At 64.2% G+C, this 19137-nt stretch carries 18 protein-coding genes; 10 read left to right on the top strand and 8 right to left on the bottom strand.

What is annotated here, in order from left to right:
- Positions 1–17: 17 nt before the first annotated feature.
- On the top strand, positions 18–596 hold the full coding sequence (locus tag I2456_RS13035) for a TetR/AcrR family transcriptional regulator (RefSeq protein ID WP_085074140.1): 579 nt from the start codon (positions 18–20) through the stop codon (positions 594–596).
- Between the two features lie 25 nt (positions 597–621).
- Here the strand turns inward: I2456_RS13035 and I2456_RS13030 are convergent, their stop codons facing one another.
- The 3 genes from I2456_RS13030 to I2456_RS13020 are packed head-to-tail and all read right to left on the bottom strand — an operon-like array spanning position 622 to position 3399.
- Positions 622–1716 carry an NAD(P)H-dependent amine dehydrogenase family protein gene (locus I2456_RS13030; protein ID WP_085074141.1) on the bottom strand — a complete coding sequence of 365 codons (1095 nt, stop codon included), beginning with the start codon at positions 1714–1716 and terminating at the stop codon, positions 622–624.
- On the bottom strand, positions 1713–2717 hold the full coding sequence (locus I2456_RS13025; RefSeq protein WP_085074142.1) for an aromatic ring-hydroxylating dioxygenase subunit alpha: 1005 nt from the start codon (positions 2715–2717) through the stop codon (positions 1713–1715). The genes I2456_RS13030 and I2456_RS13025 overlap by 4 nt, the downstream gene beginning before the upstream one ends.
- A 58-nt stretch (positions 2718–2775) precedes the next feature.
- Complete coding sequence (locus I2456_RS13020; RefSeq protein ID WP_174814197.1) at positions 2776–3399, bottom strand: TetR/AcrR family transcriptional regulator; 624 nt, start codon at positions 3397–3399, stop codon at positions 2776–2778.
- Between the two features lie 108 nt (positions 3400–3507).
- On the opposite strand from I2456_RS13020, the gene I2456_RS13015 reads away from it, so the two are divergent.
- Positions 3508–3972, top strand: a complete 465-nt coding sequence (locus tag I2456_RS13015) for a hypothetical protein (RefSeq protein ID WP_174814196.1) — start codon at positions 3508–3510, stop codon at positions 3970–3972.
- 17 nt (positions 3973–3989) lie between these two features.
- Here the strand turns inward: I2456_RS13015 and I2456_RS13010 are convergent, their stop codons facing one another.
- Positions 3990–5750: an N-acyl-D-amino-acid deacylase family protein gene (locus tag I2456_RS13010; RefSeq protein WP_085074143.1), complete on the bottom strand. Its 1761-nt coding sequence runs from the start codon at positions 5748–5750 to the stop codon at positions 3990–3992.
- 115 nt (positions 5751–5865) lie between these two features.
- Between I2456_RS13010 and I2456_RS13005 the strand changes: the two genes are divergently transcribed.
- From I2456_RS13005 to I2456_RS12990, 4 genes are all read left to right on the top strand, one after another.
- Positions 5866–7047, top strand: a complete 1182-nt coding sequence (locus I2456_RS13005) for a cytochrome P450 (protein ID WP_068160005.1) — start codon at positions 5866–5868, stop codon at positions 7045–7047.
- Positions 7044–7238, top strand: a complete 195-nt coding sequence (locus I2456_RS13000; RefSeq protein ID WP_085074144.1) for a ferredoxin — start codon at positions 7044–7046, stop codon at positions 7236–7238. The genes I2456_RS13005 and I2456_RS13000 overlap by 4 nt, the downstream gene beginning before the upstream one ends.
- A 168-nt stretch (positions 7239–7406) precedes the next feature.
- Positions 7407–8195: a heavy metal-binding domain-containing protein gene (locus tag I2456_RS12995; protein ID WP_068160000.1), complete on the top strand. Its 789-nt coding sequence runs from the start codon at positions 7407–7409 to the stop codon at positions 8193–8195.
- Positions 8195–8578 (top strand): DUF5073 family protein, encoded by a 384-nt coding sequence (locus tag I2456_RS12990; protein WP_068159996.1) that lies wholly within the window; start codon positions 8195–8197, stop codon positions 8576–8578. The genes I2456_RS12995 and I2456_RS12990 overlap by 1 nt, the downstream gene beginning before the upstream one ends.
- A gap of 17 nt (positions 8579–8595) precedes the next feature.
- On the opposite strand, the gene I2456_RS12985 is transcribed toward I2456_RS12990, so the two are convergent.
- Complete coding sequence (locus I2456_RS12985) at positions 8596–9972, bottom strand: WS/DGAT/MGAT family O-acyltransferase (protein WP_068159995.1); 1377 nt, start codon at positions 9970–9972, stop codon at positions 8596–8598.
- A gap of 274 nt (positions 9973–10246) precedes the next feature.
- On the opposite strand from I2456_RS12985, the gene I2456_RS12980 reads away from it, so the two are divergent.
- The gene (locus tag I2456_RS12980; protein WP_068027356.1) at positions 10247–11170 is read left to right on the top strand and encodes an antibiotic biosynthesis monooxygenase; all 924 of its coding nucleotides are present in this window, start codon (positions 10247–10249) and stop codon (positions 11168–11170) included.
- On the opposite strand, the gene I2456_RS12975 is transcribed toward I2456_RS12980, so the two are convergent.
- The gene (locus I2456_RS12975; protein WP_085074145.1) at positions 11160–12053 is read right to left on the bottom strand and encodes an SDR family NAD(P)-dependent oxidoreductase; all 894 of its coding nucleotides are present in this window, start codon (positions 12051–12053) and stop codon (positions 11160–11162) included. The two genes, I2456_RS12980 and I2456_RS12975, sit on opposite strands and share 11 nt — an antisense overlap.
- A gap of 43 nt (positions 12054–12096) precedes the next feature.
- Entirely contained in the window at positions 12097–14904 is a 2808-nt protein-coding gene (locus I2456_RS12970) for an MMPL/RND family transporter (protein WP_085074146.1), read from the bottom strand.
- Positions 14905–15111: 207 nt separating this feature from the next.
- Between I2456_RS12970 and I2456_RS12965 the strand changes: the two genes are divergently transcribed.
- A complete protein-coding gene (locus I2456_RS12965) occupies positions 15112–16188 on the top strand; it encodes a hypothetical protein (protein WP_085074147.1) in 1077 nt (358 codons plus the stop codon).
- Here the strand turns inward: I2456_RS12965 and I2456_RS12960 are convergent.
- A complete protein-coding gene (locus tag I2456_RS12960; protein ID WP_241007931.1) occupies positions 16113–16685 on the bottom strand; it encodes a DUF417 family protein in 573 nt (190 codons plus the stop codon). The genes I2456_RS12965 and I2456_RS12960 overlap by 76 nt on opposite strands.
- A 340-nt stretch (positions 16686–17025) precedes the next feature.
- Here I2456_RS12960 and I2456_RS12955 point away from each other — a divergent pair, with 340 nt between their 5' ends.
- Complete coding sequence (locus I2456_RS12955) at positions 17026–17733, top strand: DUF4344 domain-containing metallopeptidase (RefSeq protein ID WP_371869937.1); 708 nt, start codon at positions 17026–17028, stop codon at positions 17731–17733.
- 86 nt (positions 17734–17819) lie between these two features.
- Entirely contained in the window at positions 17820–18923 is a 1104-nt protein-coding gene (locus I2456_RS12950; protein ID WP_085074149.1) for a glycosyltransferase, read from the top strand.
- Positions 18924–19137 lie beyond the last annotated feature (214 nt).

Here is a 19137-nt window from a genome sequence, read left to right as displayed (position 1 = left end):
ACCCTTACACTGGACGGGTGTCTAGCGAAGCGGACGGCACGGAGTCGGCACGCCGGTCGGATCGCCGGCCCGGTCAGACCATCCGGAAGGTTCTCGACGCGGGCCTGCGGGAATTGCGCGAATCGTCGTACGCCAACCTGACCGTGCGTGCGGTGGCGTCCCGCGCCGGTGTGTCACCGGCAAGCGCCTACACCTACTTCCCGTCCAAGAGCGCGTTGGTGGCCGCCGTGTACTTGGACCTGCTGCGCGACCGCCCACTGCATACCGACACTAACGACACCACCAAGACCCGAGTCAGCGCCACCTTGCGTGACATGGCTTTGGTGGTGGCCGACGAGCCGGAGCTGACGGCGGCCTGCGCCGCGGCGCTGATGGCAGACGATCCGGCCGTCACACCGCTGCGGGAGCAGATCGGCGAGGAAGTGTCGCGCCGTATCGGGGCGGCACTCGGGCCGGGCTGGCCGCGGGCGGTGAAGTCAACGCTGCAGATGACCCTTTTCGGCGCTTTGATGATGGCGCGGTACCTGACCTACCAGGAGATCGCGGGGCAACTCGACGACGCGGTCAACCTCATTCTGGGTGCATCGGTGGCGTAACGCGCTGTCCCGCTGCGCTTTCCGGCTATTGCTTGAAGCGCCCGGCGAATCCACGCAGTGGTACGTCGGCGCTGGTCAACAAACCCGGCGGTGCTGCGACGACCGATCGGATGGCGTTGAGTGCAGGCATCCCGGTGACGGTCATCCCCAGCGACGCAAATGCATTCGGGTTCGACAGGTCGGCTTTTCGGTGCGGGATGATCATGTGCTTGCTGTATATCGTCGGATCGCCCTGAATACGCGTGATGTAGCACCCTTTGACATCCCAGTGCGGATCGGTATGCGGTGTCATCTGCCACTCGACGTGCGACTCGACCTTGGGCACGCCGTCGATAATGCCTTGATACTTGATGTAACTGGCGCCCAGCGATCCCTTGGCCAATTGGTACCAGCCCAGATCGATGTCTTTGGTGCACGCCCCCAACTCGTAGGAGTAGGTGACGTCGTCGAGTTCAAGGTCGAAGCAATCGGCCATCAGGTACACGCTGTCGGCGAATACCCGGGTGCCCTTCTCGAGCATGCCCGGTATGTCGGGGTCGTCGATCGGGCGACCGTAGCCACACATCTCCCAGGTCGGCGCCGAGTGATGGCAGGACACGTCGACGGACTCGATGACCGTCACGTTCTCGATGTCGGCCACGTCGCAGGTGTGCACCACACCCAGAATTTGGCACAGGCCGGGATTCATACCGGTTCCGTAGAACGTGGACCCGCCGCGTTCGCAGGCTTCCTGCAATACGACGGTGGTCGGTTTGCCCGAAGGGTGCGGATGGTTGGCGTTGCGGTGGTGCCCGGTGATCCAGTCGGCGGTCGTGACGATGTTGATGCCGGCTTCCAGCACTTTGACATAGAGGTCTTCGTCGGGAAATACGCCGTGGAAGGTGAGCACGTCGGGTTCGGCAGCGATGATGTCGTCGACCGAACCGGTGGCTAGCACGCCATTGGGCGCCAACCCGGCCAGTTCACCGGCATCCCGCCCTACCTTTTCCGGTGTGTAGCAATGCAATCCGACCAATTCCAGATCAGGATGGTGGGCCAGCCGTTTGATCATCTCGGTTCCGACATTGCCGGTCGCGACCTGGAAGACGCGGATGGGCCGCTGTGAAGTCCTGGAAGTCATTGCGGTATCGGTCCTTTCCGGGGATAGAACTGCTTGGCCCAGGTGCGCAATGCTTTGAAGCCGGCGTTCTCGGCGGTCGCCAGTGCCGGTGGATCGGAATAGCGCTGGTGTGACCAAATGTGGACGTCGGCGAGGAACTGATCGATCACTGCTTGGGCGACAGCGCGCGCCTTGGGCGGCGGCTGCGCGGACCGGTCTCCTGGCACCCGCCCGACGTAGACCATGAAGCGCACATCGGAGGTCTCGTCGTCGACGGGGGTGATCGCCGAAACGGTTCGGTTGTCCACCATGCCCCAGCTTTTCGTCACGGCAACACCGAGGCCGCCGTTGATGGCCTCGACGCCGCTGTTCATCGTGTCGGCCGACATCCCTTCCGCCGCATCGAACACGATGGTGAAGTCGACGTAAGACACCGGTTCGTCGAACTGCTGCCGGGTGAACTGGGGGACGAACGGAGTCTTGTGCACGAATTTGAAATGCGCGAAGTCGACACCGTTTTCGAGCACGTATTGCGGGTGCAACGCCAGGCGATTCCGGTACAGGGTGCCCGATGGGTAGGCCGGGTAATAGTCCTGGGCGCTGCTGCCGTCAGCGAAGCTGGCGAACACGTCGGGCACGTCGAAGTAGGGTTCGCGTCCCTCGACGTCGTGCCAGATGTAGATCGACTCGTTGCGTTCCACCACCGGGAACGTGCGGATGCGTCGGCCTCGGTTGGGGCGGTCCTGATACGGGATGCACACATTGCGGCCCTCGGAGTTCCACTCCCAACCGTGGAACGGGCAGATGATGCGGTTCCCCTCGACGTGACCGCCATAACCCAGATGCGCTCCCAGGTGTTCACAGTAGGCGTCCATCACCGTCACCTGCCCAGACGCGGCGCGCCAGGCGACCATCTCGCGGCCGAAATAGGTCATCCGGTGAACTTCGCCGACACCGACCTCGGCCGACCAGGCAACTTGAAACCAACCCGTCGGCGTCATCGACAGGGGTGGCTTTGCCATTCGGAAAACGATAGCCGCCGCTACCCGACTTTCATAGTGGTATCTGTGAAACTTGCCGTCAATGCGAGTGCTTCAGGTAGGACACGATGGCGTTGGTCAGCCCACGGCGTGCCTCGTCGAGGTCGGAGTAGGTGCCCAATTGCTTCTCCGATGTGATGCCGCGCATCGCACCAGGGATGAAGGCAGCCACTTCGCGCACCCGGTTGGGGTCGACGTCGACGCCGGCGAAGGCCTTCTGACACGACTGCGCCCATCCCCGTTGCCACGACATCAGCTCGGCAGCGGTACGGGGATAGAGCCGCTCGAGTTCGGCGCGGTCGTGCGGCAGCGCCCTGCGCAGCGTCTCGATCGCTCGGGAGTCAGTGGACGTCAATCCCGCGTAGAGGGTGTCGATGATTGTGGCCACTCGATCATGCAGCGAAGCACCCGAATCTGCGGTCGAGGGCAACTCGCCACGTCGCTGCGCGGTCCGGCGCAACACGGCGGCCCACAACCCGTCGATGTCGCCGAACTGGTACTTCACCGCCCCCCAGGTGGCACCACTTTCCTTGGCGATGCGGTTGGCGGACGCGGCCGCCGGATCCCCGGTTGCCAGAGAGCGCAGCGCCGCGTCGAGCATGCTCTCGCGGGTGGCAAGGCCGCGCCGGTTGACACGCCGCCCCTGCCCGCCCGCTTCGGCCATTGCAGGATGCTAGCCGGTCGAGGTCGTCCTGTGCGTGGGCCGACGGTTGATCGGCTGCGAAACTTCAGCGATTCTCAACGGCTGAAGGTTGTCTGTGCCGAACGAGGAGTGGACGTGGGTGTGGGAACAGTCGCGCTCAATAGTGCGCCGGTTTTCGGCGGTGCACTGCTGGCCATCGCCGCCGGGCAATTTCGAGGTCCCGACTACCGGGGGCTCCTCAAACAGGACATGGATCTGCTGGACCGGCTCCCACCGGAGGCCACCGGAAGACGAGCCGAGTTGCAGCGAATCATTGACGCTCGCATCGACGACTTGGTGGAGACCGCCGACCGCAGCCGTGCCATGCGCCGGGCGGCAATGTCCTACCAAGGCAATTGGCGCGACTTCGTGCTGCTGTTGTGCGTCGTGCTGTTCACGGTCATCTGGTGGGATGTCAGCCACAGCCGCGCCAATTGGCTGCCGATGTTCATCCTGCTGATCCTGCTCTGCGTGGTGACCGCGGCCTACGCACTCCGTGGCGTGCTGCGCGCTGGTTCCTCAGCGCTGCGCCGGCGCCGCAACGCGGTCCAATAGCGTTCTGGGACAAGCGCTCAACGTGCGCCGCGCACCAATCGGCCGGGACGCTCGCCGGTGTCGACGCTGGCCCGGCGGGTCACCACACCACTGACGATCGTGGCCGCATAGCCGCTCGCCTGTTGCATGAGCCGGCGTCCACCGGCGGGCAGGTCGTACACCATGCGGGGAGCGTGCAGCCGCAGCGCGTCCATGTCGATCACGTTGATGTCGGCTTTCTTTCCCGGCTCGATGACGCCTCGGTCGGTGAGACCGAACAGCGCGGCGGTGTCATGGCTTTGCTTGCGCACCACATACTCCAGCGGAAGCTTGTCGCCGCGGTGACGATCGCGGGCCCAATGTGTGAGCAGGAAGGTGGGATACGACGCATCGCAGATCATTCCGCAGTGGGCCCCGCCGTCGGAAAGACCGACCACACCCGCCGGGTGGGTCAGCATTTCCCGGATCGCGTCGTGGTTGCCGTCGCTGTAGTTGAGTAGGGGCAACAGCAGCATCGCCGCCGCGTCCGATTCGAGCATGAGGTCATACAGCGTCGCCAACGGATCTTCGCCGCGCTGGCGCGCGATTGCCTTGACCGTGCGCTCGGCCGTCGGTTCGTAGTCCGGTGGATCACCGATCGCATAGAGCCGGCCCAACGAGTGCTGGACGGCCGCGAACATGGTGTCGAACAGCACGGAGGGATCAGGTGGTAGATCCTCCTCGGAAAGGATCGCTGCTCTCACCGCAGGTTCGGCGAGGCGGGCCGCCAGTTCTTCTGGCCCCAGTTCTGCCCGCAACTTTCGGTAGGTGGGGCGGTGGGTGAATGCGTGATGGCCGGGAAAACCGATCAGCATCCCGAACGGGCGGGCGGCGATTTGCGGATACAACCGGCTTCCGGCGGCGTGTGCGGCTGCGGAGATCTCGAGTTGCTCACGCCAGAGCTGCGGCGCCGCGTCGATCTGTATCAGCGCGAAGGTCACCGGGCGGTCGATTTCGCCCGCCAGCCGCTCCATCCAGGCAAGTTCTCGCTTAGGCGCCAGGATGTCTTCTCCGCCAACGCCTTCCGGGGCGAGCTCGAATACCGCCTGCCCGCCGGCGGCCATGGCACGGCCCAGCCCGAAAAGCTCGTCCTCGGCGGCGAACGTGCCGGGTACCGGCTCGCCGTCCATCGCCCGGTGGCCCAACGTTCGCGACGTGGAGAAACCCAGCGCGCCGGCTTCGACACCTTCTTGCACCAGTCGCGCCATCGCCGCAATGTCATCCGGCGTGGCGGGCTCATTGCGCGCGCCGCGCTCCCCCATGGCATAAGCGCGGACCGGCCCATGTGCGATCTGACTTCCGACGTCAACCGAGAAGCGTCCGCGCTCTATCACGTCGAGGTATTCGGGGTAGCTTTCCCACCCCCACGAGATACCTTCGGTGAGCGCAGTGCCCGGAATGTCCTCCACACCTTCCATGAGCTCGATGAGCCAGTCCTCGCGGCCGGGACGCACGGGCGCGAACCCCACACCGCAGTTCCCGGTCACCACCGTGGTCACCCCATGACCGCTGGACGGTTCGAGCATGCTGTCCCAGCTGACCTGGCCGTCGTAGTGGGTGTGGATGTCAACGAATCCGGGTGCAACCACGCGCCCACGGGCGTCAATGGTCTCCGCGGCGTCTCCCGGAAGTCCGTCGTCCGTGGCCGCCCGGCGCCTCACGTCGACAATCCGGCCGTCTTTGATTCCCACGTCGGCGAGATAACCCGGCACACCGGTGCCGTCTACTACAGTTCCCCCGACGATCTTCAGATCGAACATCGCGCGACCTCCTCAAAAGACGGGCAGGTCCATAACATCCCTAACTTACGTATTTTTGCAAGAGAAGGCGACGAAAGGCATTGCCCGGCGCACAGCGCGGTGCCAGGCTAACTGCATGACAGAAGCCGACGCGTTCGTCGATCAGGCCGTCATGGGCCTGGCCGAGCCGCAGCCCATGTACAAAGCGTTGCGCGAGACGACGCCGGTGTTCCGTGCTCCGCAAGCAGTGGTGCTGAGCCGGCTGGCCGATATCGAGATGGCACTCAAACGCACCGATTTGTTCTCGTCCAACATGGATGCGGTAGACCTGGGTAATCTGCGACCCCTCATCCCATTACAAGTGGATCCGCCCGAGCACGCCAAGTACCGGCGCATCTTGGACCCCTTGTTCACTCCGCGTGAAATGGCTCGGCGCGAACCACACATCACCGACCTGGTGAACGAGATGATCGATACCTTCGCTGATCGAGGCGAATGCGATTTCCATGCCGAATTCGCAGTCCCGTTGCCCTGCACGGTGTTTCTCCAACTTTTAGGTCTGCCGCTGGAGGATCTGGACAAGTTCCTGGAATGGAAGGACGGGGTGATCCGTCCCGCCGGAGCCACCGGATACGACGACCGTCACGACAGTTCGGTGGCCGTCGCGCAACAGATCTACGACTACTTCGAGCGGGCCATCGACGACCACATGGCCAACCCTCGCGACGACGTGCTGTCCGCCATGATCGCAGCCAACATGGAAAGGGAGGGCCGGTCTCTATCGCGGGAAGAACTCCTCGACATCTGCTTTTTGTTTTTGATAGCGGGTCTGGACACGGTCACCGACTCCCTGGACTGCTTTTTCGTGTACTTGGCACGACACCCCGAACATCGCCGCCAGTTGGTCGAGGAGCCCGACGTCTTGCCGCACGCGATCGAGGAGTTGTTGCGCTGGGAGACGCCGGTGCCCGGCGTGGCCCGTGTCGCCATGCAAGACGTCGAGGTGGGTGGCTGCCCAATAGCCAAGGGCGAGCGAGTCAGTCCGCTACTTGGTGCCGCCAACACCGACCCGGCCGAATTCCCCGATCCCGAGGTAGTGGACTTTCATCGCAGCCCCAACCGCCACCGCGCCTTCGGTGGCGGGCCGCACCGCTGCCTCGGCTCGCACCTGGCCCGCATGGAGTTGCGGGTAGCCCTGCGCGAATTCCATCGCCGCATCCCCGACTACCAGATCAAGCCCGGCACCGAGCTGACCTTCACCGCCGCGTTGCGGTCGGTGGAGGCGCTACCGCTGACATTCCCCGTTCCGGCGCGATGACGCAGGTCCGCATCGACAAGGAGCGCTGTGTCGGGCACGGACGCTGCTACACGCTGGCGCCGGAAATCTTCGACGCCGACGAAGCCGGACATGCCGTCGTACTCGTCGCCGACGTATCCGGCGAACTCGAACGTCAAGCCGTTATCGGCGAGCAGAACTGCCCAGAAGAGGCCATCACGCTGTTGCCGTGAAGCGGCTCCGCGAGGCAAACACTCTGCCGCACAGCGTGTTACCGCAGGGGCCAACCCAGGATTCCTCGGTGTGGCCCGACGAGAAGTTGATCCGCCATCGACCAAATCCGGCTCACGCTGGCGATTGCTCGGTACGCTGTCGCCAACCACGAGAAGGGATGCTCAGCAATGCAACCAGGATCGCTCGATCCCGTCGCCAGCGAACGACTGTCGCACGCGGAGAAGTCGTGGACGTCGGACTTGTCGATCAACGAATTCGCTCTGCTGCACGGGGCTGGATTCGAACCGATCGAACTGGTCATGGGCGTCTCGGTGTATCACGTCGGATTTCAGTTCAGCGGCATGCGGCAGCAGCAAGAACTGGGCGTGCTGACCGAAGCGACCTATCGGGCGCGCTGGAATGCGATGGCGCGCATGCAGGCTGAAGCCGATGCACTCAAGGCGGACGGGATCGTCGGGGTCCGGCTCAACTGGCGGCATCACGGCGAAGGTGGCGAACACCTGGAGTTCATGGCGGTCGGCACCGCGGTCCGATACACCGCCAAGCCCGGAGCGTTCCGTCGTCCCAACGGCCAGGCGTTCTCCAGCCACCTATCCGGACAAGACATGGTGACCCTGCTGCGCTCCGGATTCGCCCCCGTCGCCTTTGTGATGGGCAATTGCGTCTTCCACATCGCCGTTCAGGGTTTCATGCAGACGTTGAAGCAGATCGGCCGCAACATGGAGATGCCACAGTGGACGCAGGGCAACTACCAAGCCCGCGAACTGGCCATGTCGCGAATGCAAAGCGAAGCTGAGCGTGACGGCGCAACCGGTGTGGTGGGCGTGCACTTCGCCGTCTCCAACTACGCCTGGGGACTGCATACGGTCGAGTTCTACACAGCCGGAACCGCCGTGCGCCGCACCGGCAGCGGCGAAACCATCACGCCGGCGTTTGTCCTGCCGATGGACAGCTAGTGATCGAGTACGACGCCGAGCGAGTCAGCCGCACCGTGACCGCCGCGCTCGGCGGCCCAGGCGGAGTGGCGTTGGTGGTCAACGTGTTCGCCGGACTTCCCGGCGTCATTCACACCCCCGCACGGCGCGGCATCTTCCGGTCCAATCCCGAGCGGATACAGATCGGCGATTGGCGTTATGAGATCGCCCACGACGGCCGGTTGCTGGCCGCCCACATGGTCAACGGCATTGTCATCGCCGAAGACATCCTCCTGGCTGATGCGGTCGGCCCGCACCTGGCCCGGGCGCTCGGGCAGATCGTGGCGCGGTACGGAGGCGCCGTCGTCCCGAACATCAACGCCGCTGTCGAAATACTGGGTACCAGTAGCGGTTACGGCTATTGAACTGAAACGATTTGGTCTTAGGTTGTGCTGCACTCCAGCAACTCTTTGAGCGCGTCGGAGAAGCCATCGGCTATGGGCCAAAGTTGCGGCAACAAGTCCGGACACGAGATGACGCCGATGCCCATCTCTTGGTTGAGCGACATCACGGTGAGGTTGAGTCCCGCGCCGCCGAGCAGCGGGCCAAGCGGGTACATCGCCTCGACCTTGCAGCCGAGGAAATACAACTGATCTTGCGGGCCTGGGACGTTGGACAGGATCAGGTTGTAGACCGGGCTGCTGCTCAACGGAATGCGCGGCAGGATCTTCATGGCAGCACCGAACATCGTCTGGCCACCGAACTCTGTCCAGTCGTGCAGCAGGGTGGGCCCGATGGCCGCGGTGTGTTCTTTGGCCGCGCGGTTTCCCGCCGCAATCGCGCGAATGCGCTCGGCGGGATCGCTGATCTGGGTCTCCAGCCGGCAGAACATCCAGGTGGTCTGGTTACGCCCGGGTCGATCCGACTTGTCGCGCACCGATACCGGCACGGTGGCCACCAACGGCACGTCGGGTAACTCCCCGCGTTCGGCCAGGAACCGACGCAACACCCCGGCGCACAGGGCCACCACCACGTCGTTGATGGTCACCCCGAAGCGCTCCTTGACCCGTTTGACGTCTCGCATGTCCAGTTGGGTGTACGCCACGTTGCGGTGCCGGGTCAGGGTGCCGTTGAACGGGGTGGGCGGCGCGGAGAACGGCGCCGCCATGGTCCGGCCTTCCCGTGCCCGCAGCGCCGTTTGCGCCAACGTGAGGAGGGTGGCCGGCACTACGGTCGCCAACCGCAGCGGCCGCTTGGCGAAACTCAGCAGTCCGCTCGCCGCGATTTCCAGGGCACTCGCGCGACCGGCGCCGCGCACCGGCTGCGGTGGCGGCGCGTCCGGCTGCAGGCTACAAAGTTGAGCCAGTAGGTTGGCCCCGGCCACCCCGTCGACCAGGGCGTGGTGCACCTTGAGCATCACCGTCAGCGCGTCGTCGCGGGCACCGCCCTCGATGACCCACATCTCCCAGAGGGGTCGATCGCGATCCAGCGGCAGCCCCGCGATGTGCCCACAGATCTCCGACACTTCGCCACGTCCGCCGGGCGCCGGCACGGCCACGCGGTGCAAGTGGCGCCGCAGCCGGAAGTCTTCGTCATCGACCCACACCGGGTGATCCAAGTTGAGTTGACTGTCGGCCAGCCTCATCCGGAATTCGGGCATGGCCTTGACGCGTTTAGCCAGCTCCGCGCGCAACCGGGCATAGCTGTAGCCGCCGGGCATCGTCGAAGTGTCCAATTCCAAGATGCAGCACACGTTCAACGGCTGCGTCGGTGTCTCCATGTAGAGGAAGAAAGCGTCAATTCCGCTGAGTCGCTCCATAGTCGCCCACCCGACTAGTCACGTACAAAAATCTGTTCGCCCGACACCCGAGTTTAGGAAGCTTGATCGCGCGAAGCTAGCCCGCCACACCGGATCGAGGCGAATATTCCGATGACAGCCGCGTCAATTTCAAACTTGGCGAACACCGTCACCGCAGAAAAATCCGGGTGTGGTGTGCGCCCGGTCACAGTGGGCTTCCCAGACGGCGTCGGCGCTAAACCTCGTCCATCAGCAGGTAGGCGGCTAAGCGAACCTCGGATGGTAGACAACTCACATGACAGTCGGCGCCACCGCCATCTCGATTTTTCATACGCCCGGCGATCCCGAGCGGTTCGGCCAGTGGGCGGCCGACTACTTCGCCGCTGCCCGCGCGAGTTCCGGTTATCTTGGTGCCCGCCGATCGGTTGACGCCGACCAGCTTGACTTCGCGCTCGAGGTTTCCTTCGACGATCCCGAGTTGCTCGACGCATGGCTGGACAGCACCGAACGCAGGGCCACCTTGACCGACGGTGCAGCACAGGGATTCTGGCGGTGTGCGTCGGATCTGGTTGTCGCCCAGGGAGAGCTGCCGCCGCCGAACGTCGGCGTCTTCCTCCACAGCGTCACGCCGGGGCAGGAAACCGAGTTCGTCGCGGCCCAGTGCGACCTGACCGCCGTCAGCTCAGCTTTTCCCGGCTACGAAGGAACGATCGTCTTTCCCGCGGATTCCTCCGGGCAGTGGATGTCAGTCCTACGGTTCCGCACTGCGGCACACCTAACCGGATGGATGCGATCGCGAGAACGCCAACAAGCACTGCCACGCCTGCGCGAGGAACTCACCCACGACTTCGCCGAACTGCCGCATAGTGCTCCGTTCGGTTCCACGGTCCGAATAGCCGACGGGCAGACCAAGATCACGCCGGCATGGAAGACGGCCATGTTGGTGGTGTTGTGCCTGTACCCCACCGTCGTACTGCTTTCCAATTCACTCGCCCCCGCCTTGGACAAGCTGAGCATCGCAGCACCGGTCGCCGTTTTCATCGGCAACGTCATCAGCGTCGTATTGCTGCAATGGGTACTGGTCCCGGCCGCCTCGCGACCGTTTCGGCGCTGGCTCGACCCGATCGACGGGGCGTCGGCCCGCGCCAGCGCGGGTGGGGCCGCAGTGATCGTCATCGGTTACGCCGCATTGCTGCTGACCTTCACCCTCATCGGTTAGGCGGTTGTTGTCGTGCCGCCAGCATCGCTCGCACCTCATAAACCGACCAGGGTTGGCTGTCGCGGTGGTCGCGATACGCCAGCACTCGTGGTGTCGGACGATCAAATTCTCCGATGAATCCGCCTGCCGCGACAAACATTTCACCAGTGACCTCCAGCGCCAGGTCACTGGCCAGATAGGCGTAGACCGGCGCCACAAAGGCTGCGGGCGCGGCATCGAGTGAGGCTCGCATCGTCATCTCGTCCAGCAAGCCCCGGCGGTACAGGTCAGCGATGTGCTCCTCATACTCGACGCCGGTGGACAACCTCGTCTTGGCGCCGGGGCACACCACGTTAGCCCGCACCCCACAGGATTTCAGTTCGGCGGCAATGGCCATCGTCAAGCCGTTGACAGCGCCTTTACCCGCGGGATAACCGGTACCGCCGTAATCGCCGAGGAACGCCACCGAGCTGCTGTTGACGATCGCCCCCGAGCCCTGCGCGGCCATGATGCGCGCCGCCGCCCGGCACGTGTGAAACGTGGTACCGAGGTGGGCCTTGATCTGGGCGTCGAAGTCGGCCGGCAGAACATTCAGAATCGACGTGCCCGCAGGCTCAGCGATGCCGGCGCAGTTGATCAGAATGTCGAGGCGGCCGAACTGCTCGAGGCATTCGTCGACCAACGCGGTAGCGATGCTCTCGTTATCGGCGGCTCCGGCAAGCGCGATCGCTCGTCCTCCGGACCCTCGGATCGCCGCGACCGCGTCCTGCGCCGCGTCAGCCTCGCGTCCGTTGACCACCACGCCGGAGCCGAGCTGGCCGAGCAGTTCAGCGACGGCTCGTCCGATGCCTCGGCTGCCGCCGACCACCACCGCACCCTGTCCCGCTAGCAGTTCCTGGCTCATTCGTTTCCTTGCCGCGAAACATCTGACATGGCAAGGGCTCTCGTTAGGCCACCGGTTCGGCAGCCACTGGCGGGCTGGGCCACCACAGCCAGCGCCCCAGCATTGCCATCAGCGCCGGCAGTACGAAGGCCCGCGTCACCAGCGTGTTCAGCAAGAGACCCACGCCGACCGTCACGCCGATCTGCGCCACATTCAGCACGCTGCTCAACGCCAGCCCGAACATCGGCAGCCCGATCACGATTCCGGCTGTCGTGACCACCGCACCGGTTGCGGCGAAGGCTCTGATGATGCTGGTTCGCGGTCCGGCGGGCGCCTCCTCGCGAATGCGCAACGCGAAGAGCAGATTTCCCGCCGATCCCATGGATACCAGCAAGACGAAGGCGATCGGCGGTACCGACCAGTGCAACGCATAGCCGAAGACGCGCTGCCAGATCAGCACACTGGCACCGAGCGCACCGACATACGAAGCGGCGATGGTTCCGGTGACGATCAGGCCCGCCAGCGGACTGCGCAACAACAGCGCAGCGATCGTCAGGATCACCGCCAGGGTGATGACCACCAGCAGGGTCAGGTCGCCGCCGATCAGAGTCTGCAGGTCGCGAGTGGCCGGTCCCACCCCGGTCAATTCGACGCCGGTGGGTTTGAGTGTGCCGTCTTTGGTCGCGTCGGTTATCGCGGTCCGGATCTCGCCGGCACGTTGAGCGCCGTCACTGCCCCACTCGTGCCCGTCTCCGAAGACCAACAGGCGCGTCGCCTGCCCATCGGGCGAGAAGAAGCCGTCCAGGGCGACGCGCATGTTGGGGTCGGTGAGGATCGTCCGCGAGGCGTAGAGGTCGATCCCGGGGCGGCTTCGAGACACAGCGGCAAGCTCATGCAGTCGGTCGGGAAGCTGCTGTATCGGTGTCGCGCCGGAGTTGTCGATTGCCTGTTTCAGGTCGGTTGCCGATCCTCGGACGGCGGCGACCTGCGTGTTCACCATGCTGAAGGCATTGGGCAGGCTCGATGCCGCCGACGCGACATCGGCGATTCCTTTGCCGAGTTGTTCGCCAGAATCCGCCAACGTGGTGGCCCTGTCGACGACGGTGTTCGACCATTGCAGCGCGTCCTGGGCGGCTGAACATACCGGCGTGGTCGGGCAGTCGGGAATGGCCGAGACAAAACTGCGCAATGGGTCGAAGATGTCGGATACATCGGCGGCCCGGGCCCGGACCTTGTCGATCGACACCTGCATGAGATGGACGGCCAAGCTCGCCTGCCCGATTCCATAGGTGCCCTGTTGCATGCTGTTCTGTAACAAGTCCAGGGCGGTCATCATGTCGCCCCCCGCGGTCCCGAGATTGGTGAACGTCGCATCCCGCGCCGCTAGTCGATCGGAGAATTCGTCGAGTCGATCGCCCAGATTTCCAGCCGACGCCGTCATCGCGGCCTGCTTGGACACCAGCCCGTTGGGATGGCTCGCCGACTGGACCATGCGCACTCCGGTGACACCCATGATGGCACCGGTAACTCGTTCGATCGCAGAAAGCCCAGCGGGATTACGCAGGTCGTGATCGGTCTGAATCGTCACCACTTCCGGCAGCAGCTGGTTAGCGCCGAAGTGGCGGTTCACCGCTTGGTAGCCGCGGTTCGACTCGGCCCACGAAGCGGTGGCCGCGGTTTCGTCCCAACCGATCGGAACCCCGGGCCCTGAGACCGTCAGGACAAAGATCAGCACCCCGCAGCCCACCAGGATCGGCGCAGGCCACCGTGCGACTTGAATGCCGATGCGCCGCCACCGCACCCGTAGGTTCCTGAGCCGGGGCGGTTTCGCCAGATCGGCACGGCTGGCCAGCGCGATAAGCGCAGGTGTCAATGTCAGCGCCGCCAGGCCCACGACCAGCACGCCAATAGAGCACAAGATCCCCGTCGTCGCGAAGATCCCGATGCGAGCCAGGTTCAGCCATCCCACGGCGCCCAGCGGAGCCACCACCATCAAGGAGGAGCCCACGATCGCCGGCACCACACCGCGATAGGCGTCTTCCAGCGCTTCCTCCGGCGAGAATTCTTCCCTGCGCCGCTCGTGGTACCGGCCGATCATGGAGATCGCAAAGCCGGTGCCCGCACCGACAACCACCGCTAGGCTCAACCCCAGGGAGAACAGCGAGACGCCGATGACTCTATGGTCGACCAGAACCGAGATAATCGGCTTGACCACTGTCAACGCGACCAGCACCGAGGCCAGTGGCACCAAGGCGGTGACCAGCGACCGATACAGAATCAACAACAGGACGAGTAGCACCGCAAGTGTCGTGACGGTGATCAGTTGAATCTGCCTGTCGAAGGCGGCGAACTCGTCGGTGACGGTGGCGCCCGGGCCGGTGATGAAAACCTGTAGACCGTCGGGCGGATGCTGCTGAACCACGATCGTGCGCGCGGCGGTGACCGCCTGACTGGCTTGCGAGGTCCCCACCATGCCCCCCAGCAGCATGCTGGCTGTCACGACATGATGGTCGGCGCTCAACACCGCGTCGGCGGTGGCCGGGATCGCCCACCAGTCCGAGACCTCGACGACATGTTGGGGATCGGCGCGCAGGGCCGCTATCGCCCGGTCGTAGAAAGCGCGGTCGCGCGCATCGAGCGCCCGGTCGCGTTCCAAGACCAGGTAGCCGATGTTGTCGCCGGCGGCTTCATGGAAGGCGGCCGCCGAACGTTGCACGGCAAGCGAAGTCGGGGTGCCGTACGGCGAGAAAGGCTGATCCTCCACACTGATCAGCTGTTCGAGTGGCGGAGCCAGGCTATTGCCCAGGACGGCAGCCAGCACCCATATTCCGATGACGATCAGCGGGAATCGGTGAATGAGTCGAGCAATCACCGTGTGCGCCTTTGCCGCGTCGGAGGGTCAGCTGTCACGCGGCTGGCCAATGGACTCGTGCATCACTTTCGCCTGTCTGCCCGCATGATGTAGCCATCACCGGGCGGCCTAATTCAACCACCTCGGCCCTCGCATCTGTCGTTGTTTCCGTTTCGTCTCGCCACAAAGCGGTTCATCTGCAATCTTCACTCGATAGGGTCCCCGGTCATGAAGGTCGTGGGGTTCATCTGGCGACGCGTGTTGGCGTTTGACCGGTTAGGCTCCCGCTTTCCGCAGCTGATTCAGGTGTGGCTGCTAGAACTCTTCCTCGCATTGCCGCTGACATTCTTCATCGGCAAGGTTATCGACGTCCACGGCGCCTTCGGTGTTCCCGGCACCGGGGAACGAATCGGTGGAGTGTTCTGGGGCGCGTTGGGCGTAGCCATCATTTTCGGCATCTTGTACGTCCGATCACTGATCACGCCTCGGGTGGTGCAGGGCTCGTGGACCCCGGTAGTGCATGCCGATGTGGGCTCGGTGACTGTTTATGGTGGCAATCGTGCTTGGACCGTCACTTACCCGTACCTGACCAGCCATCCGTCTTACGCGCTGCTGTTGTTGCTGACCGCGCCGATCCCGGCGGTGATGCTCGCAGCGACCGCCAATCAGGGTGGCAGCACGTTCTACTTCAGGGTATGTGGGATCGTCGGGTTGGCGGTCATCGGTTGTATGGCCTTGGCTCGCGTAATGTCTTGGTACGTCTTCAGATTCGGCCGCCGCCAGCTGGATGAGCAATTCGTGGGATCTCCGTTGTCGCCACGGCGAATGTCTTGGGAGATGGCCTGGAAGCCGGTGTTGGTCTTGGTCGCAATGATGTATGCGATCGTTTGCATCCCGCTGGGTGTCATGTGGGCGCAGGAGCAGCGCACCATCGCCGCCCTCCCTGTCGTCACCGTCACCGACACCGAGCATGCCGGTGACTATCGGCGCGTGAAAGGCACCGTGATCGGCCGCCCGATCTACTGGGCACCGCGTGGAACCGGCCGTGGCGGCGACAACTACGCCGGCGCAGGAGTACTGGTGGCGTTGCCGTCCGGCGGTGAGGCGCTTGTGCTCGCAGAAGCCTTGGCGGTGCCCGACTTCAAAGCAGTGATGGCTCATGTTCACGAAGGCGCCCTGACCGCAACCGGCAGGATCGTCGACGGCGTGACCGCCGATCAGCGCAAGTATTACGGCTTCGACGAAGGCGCCTTTCCCGCGCCGTCCGGCGCCGGCAGGGTCATGCTGTTGCTTTCCACCCCTTGAGGCTGCGAGGCCGACGTAGGCCGTTGCCGCCGCGCCAGCGCCTCGCCGCAACTCCAGAACGACACTCCGATCAGCACCAGATCCTTCAGCAGGAATTGACCGGGCATCCCCGACAGCACGGGAACACCGGCGGCATGAGTGGCGATAACCCCGGGAGTGGTGAACAAGAAGCTCAGGGTGCCCATGAACAGCACGATGGCCATCGCGCTGCCGACCGCACACAACCGTGCCGAAAAAGGCGCTGCGGCAATGAGAATCGCGGCGACTATCTCCACCGTACCCAGCGTGTGCGCCACCGTCGGCACACTGGCGACCTGGTACACCCAACTCATCAGTGGGCTGTGCTCAATCAGCACCCGGCTTTCCATCTTGACGTACTTACCGAAGCCGATCCACGCCAACACCACCACCAATCCGTATCGGCTGACAATGTGCCCGATGTTGATCAGCACCCCAGCAACAGTTCGGCTGGTTGGTACCGCTACTGCCGTAGTCAAAGTTCGTCCTCCTCGATGAAGCGCCCGGCAACCCACTTAGGGTTGACGACGAACGCGGTCGCTCAGTTCAGCTCCGCCGAGGGTTGCTACCTGAAAGTGACCGACCGGCTGGGAGAAGTGTCGTACCGTGCATCTATTTGTTTTAGGGCACGCCGACAGACCGGAAGATGGCGCCATGAGAATTGCAATCGCTGCACTGGCGTCCCTTGCCGTGCTCGTGATAACCGGGGGCTGCAGCAGCTCCCACGGCCAGCAAGCCAGCAGCAAGTCACCGTCGGCCGGGTCGACAACACAATCGCCGAAGTCGGCACCGGCGACTCAGGCCGCCGCGGCGGGGAAGATGACCACTCGCTACGAAGACGCCGACACGCCCGAATCCCAACGCGGCCGCCAGATCATGATCGACAACAAGGTCTTGGAGACGGTGGCGCAGCAAGTCAACGACACCCTGAACCTCCCCTATGACTTGGGCGCGGTCGGGAAGAAATGCGGGGAAGCCAACGACTACTGGGACCCCAACGTCAACGAAATCCAGATGTGCTACGAAGACATTCAAGCAAGTGAGCAACGGTTCGCCAACAACGGAAACCCCGAGCCTGTGCAGGCTGCCGTCGACGCGACCATCTCGGGGTTCTATCACGAACTCGGTCACGCCACCCTGGCCGTCTACGAATTGGCTTTCACCGGGCGCGAAGAAGACGTGGCCGATCAACTTTCTGCGTTCATGCTGCTCACCCCGGGAGCCGACGGCAAGCCCTATCCCAACGGTGTGCGCATCGCGACCGACACCGCCCAGGATTGGAAACTGAGCGCCAAAGAAGCCGGTGACGCCAACGATCTCCCGTTCTGGGACGGCCATTCCATGGACATCACCCGCATGTACAACTGGGAGTGCTGGATCTACGGGTCCGATCCGGTGGCGAACGCCAACATCGTCAACTCCGGTGACTTGCCCGAAGACCGCGCGGGCAACTGTGAGGACGAGTTTCAGAACATGTCCCGGGCCTGGCATCAGATGTTGGGCCCGCATCTGAGGAAGCCGAGTTAGCTTCCGCCCGAGCAGTTCACGGACTGTTCAGGCGTTCGTGGGTCCGGGATGGTTGATCGCACATGCGCGCGGGATTCCCTCACCGTATGCGAGTCGTTCAGGTTGCCAACTTCTACGGACCCCGCTCCGGCGGCCTGCGCACGGCCGTGGACCGGCTGGGCGCGGAATACTGCGCCGGCGGACACGAAGTCTTCCTGATCGTTCCTGGTCCCCACCACGGGCATAGCCGCCTCGCCACAGGAGTCGTGCGAATCACCTTGCCGGCCATCGCCCTTCCCTTCACCGGGGGTTACCGGGCCATCATGCCCGGTCCCGTGCGGTCCTTGCTGGAATCGCTGGCACCGGACGCGTTGGAGGTGTCGGACCGGTTGACGCTGAGATCGCTGGGCCGCTGGGGCCGCGACCACGGCGCCACCACCGTGATGATCTCCCATGAACGCCTTGATCGCCTAGCCGGACAGATACTGCCCCGGCGCGCCGCGCAGCGAGTCGCCGACTTCGCCAACCGGCGCACCGCCGCCGATTACGACACCGTGGTGTGCACCACGCGATTCGCCCGCGAGGAATTCGACCGCATCGGTGCCACCAATACCGTCACCGTGCCGTTGGGCGTCGACTTACAGACCTTCCACCCTCGGTGGCGATCGGCCATGGTGCGCCAGCGATTTGCGGCGCAGATCCTGCTGGTGCACTGCGGTCGGCTGTCGGTGGAAAAACACGCCCACCGCAGCATCGACGCCCTCGCCGCATTGTGTGACTCCGGCATCGATGCCCGGCTCGTCATTGTCGGTGAAGGCCCGCTGCGGTCCAGGCTGGAACGGCAGGCGGCACGATTACCTATCGACTTCACCGGATACATCTCCAACCGGCAGAACGTCGCCCGACTGCTGGCTTCGGCGGACGTTGCATTGGCGCCCGGACCGCACGAAACTTTCGGGCTGGCCGCGCTGGAATCCCTGGCCTGTGGCACCCCGGCCGTCGTGTCCCGCACCTCGGCACTAAGTGAGATTGTGACCGCCGACTGCGGTGCCTTGGCCGACAACGACCCCGCGGCTATCGCCGCTGCAGTGCGCACGATCGTCAGTCGACCCGAGCAGCACCGCCGTACGCACGCGCGTCGGCGGGCGGAGATGTTCACGTGGCAGCGCACCGCGGCCGGCATGTTGACCACGCTGAGCACTGCGCGCTGACGTCGGAAACCCAGGTGCCGGAACTGCCTTCCCCGAGCAGTCCCGGCCAGCCCGAAGTTCGATCCTGTTGTCTCCGTTGGGGTAATCGCAGGCCTCAGGATCGACCGACGCTGCACGATTCGATGACCGCCGGACCATAGGTGGCCGCGCCGCATTCGCACTCCCAGCAGATGTGCGGCCCGCAGGAACACGCGATGGTTGCGACGATCATGTG

Origin of the sequence: Mycobacterium kubicae (genome assembly GCF_015689175.1) — a bacterium.
GTDB classification, from domain to species: Bacteria; Actinomycetota; Actinomycetes; order Mycobacteriales; family Mycobacteriaceae; genus Mycobacterium; species Mycobacterium kubicae.
Note: the sequence above shows the minus strand (reverse complement) of the source record. Positions and strands in the feature narration are given on the sequence as shown.

Excerpts from the sequence above, each read along its gene's own strand:
- I2456_RS13030 (WP_085074141.1), bottom strand. The coding sequence starts at position 1,716 with ATGACTTCCAGGACTTCACAGCGGCCCATCCGCGTCTTCCAGGTCGCG.
- I2456_RS13025 (WP_085074142.1), bottom strand. The coding sequence starts at position 2,717 with ATGGCAAAGCCACCCCTGTCGATGACGCCGACGGGTTGGTTTCAAGTT.
- I2456_RS13020 (WP_174814197.1), bottom strand. The coding sequence starts at position 3,399 with ATGGCCGAAGCGGGCGGGCAGGGGCGGCGTGTCAACCGGCGCGGCCTT.
- I2456_RS13010 (WP_085074143.1), bottom strand. The coding sequence starts at position 5,750 with ATGTTCGATCTGAAGATCGTCGGGGGAACTGTAGTAGACGGCACCGGT.
- I2456_RS13005 (WP_068160005.1), top strand. The coding sequence starts at position 5,866 with ATGACAGAAGCCGACGCGTTCGTCGATCAGGCCGTCATGGGCCTGGCC.
- I2456_RS13000 (WP_085074144.1), top strand. The coding sequence starts at position 7,044 with ATGACGCAGGTCCGCATCGACAAGGAGCGCTGTGTCGGGCACGGACGC.
- I2456_RS12995 (WP_068160000.1), top strand. The coding sequence starts at position 7,407 with ATGCAACCAGGATCGCTCGATCCCGTCGCCAGCGAACGACTGTCGCAC.
- I2456_RS12985 (WP_068159995.1), bottom strand. The coding sequence starts at position 9,972 with ATGGAGCGACTCAGCGGAATTGACGCTTTCTTCCTCTACATGGAGACA.
- I2456_RS12980 (WP_068027356.1), top strand. The coding sequence starts at position 10,247 with ATGACAGTCGGCGCCACCGCCATCTCGATTTTTCATACGCCCGGCGAT.
- I2456_RS12975 (WP_085074145.1), bottom strand. The coding sequence starts at position 12,053 with ATGAGCCAGGAACTGCTAGCGGGACAGGGTGCGGTGGTGGTCGGCGGC.
- I2456_RS12965 (WP_085074147.1), top strand. The coding sequence starts at position 15,112 with ATGAAGGTCGTGGGGTTCATCTGGCGACGCGTGTTGGCGTTTGACCGG.
- I2456_RS12955 (WP_371869937.1), top strand. The coding sequence starts at position 17,026 with ATGACCACTCGCTACGAAGACGCCGACACGCCCGAATCCCAACGCGGC.
- I2456_RS12950 (WP_085074149.1), top strand. The coding sequence starts at position 17,820 with ATGCGAGTCGTTCAGGTTGCCAACTTCTACGGACCCCGCTCCGGCGGC.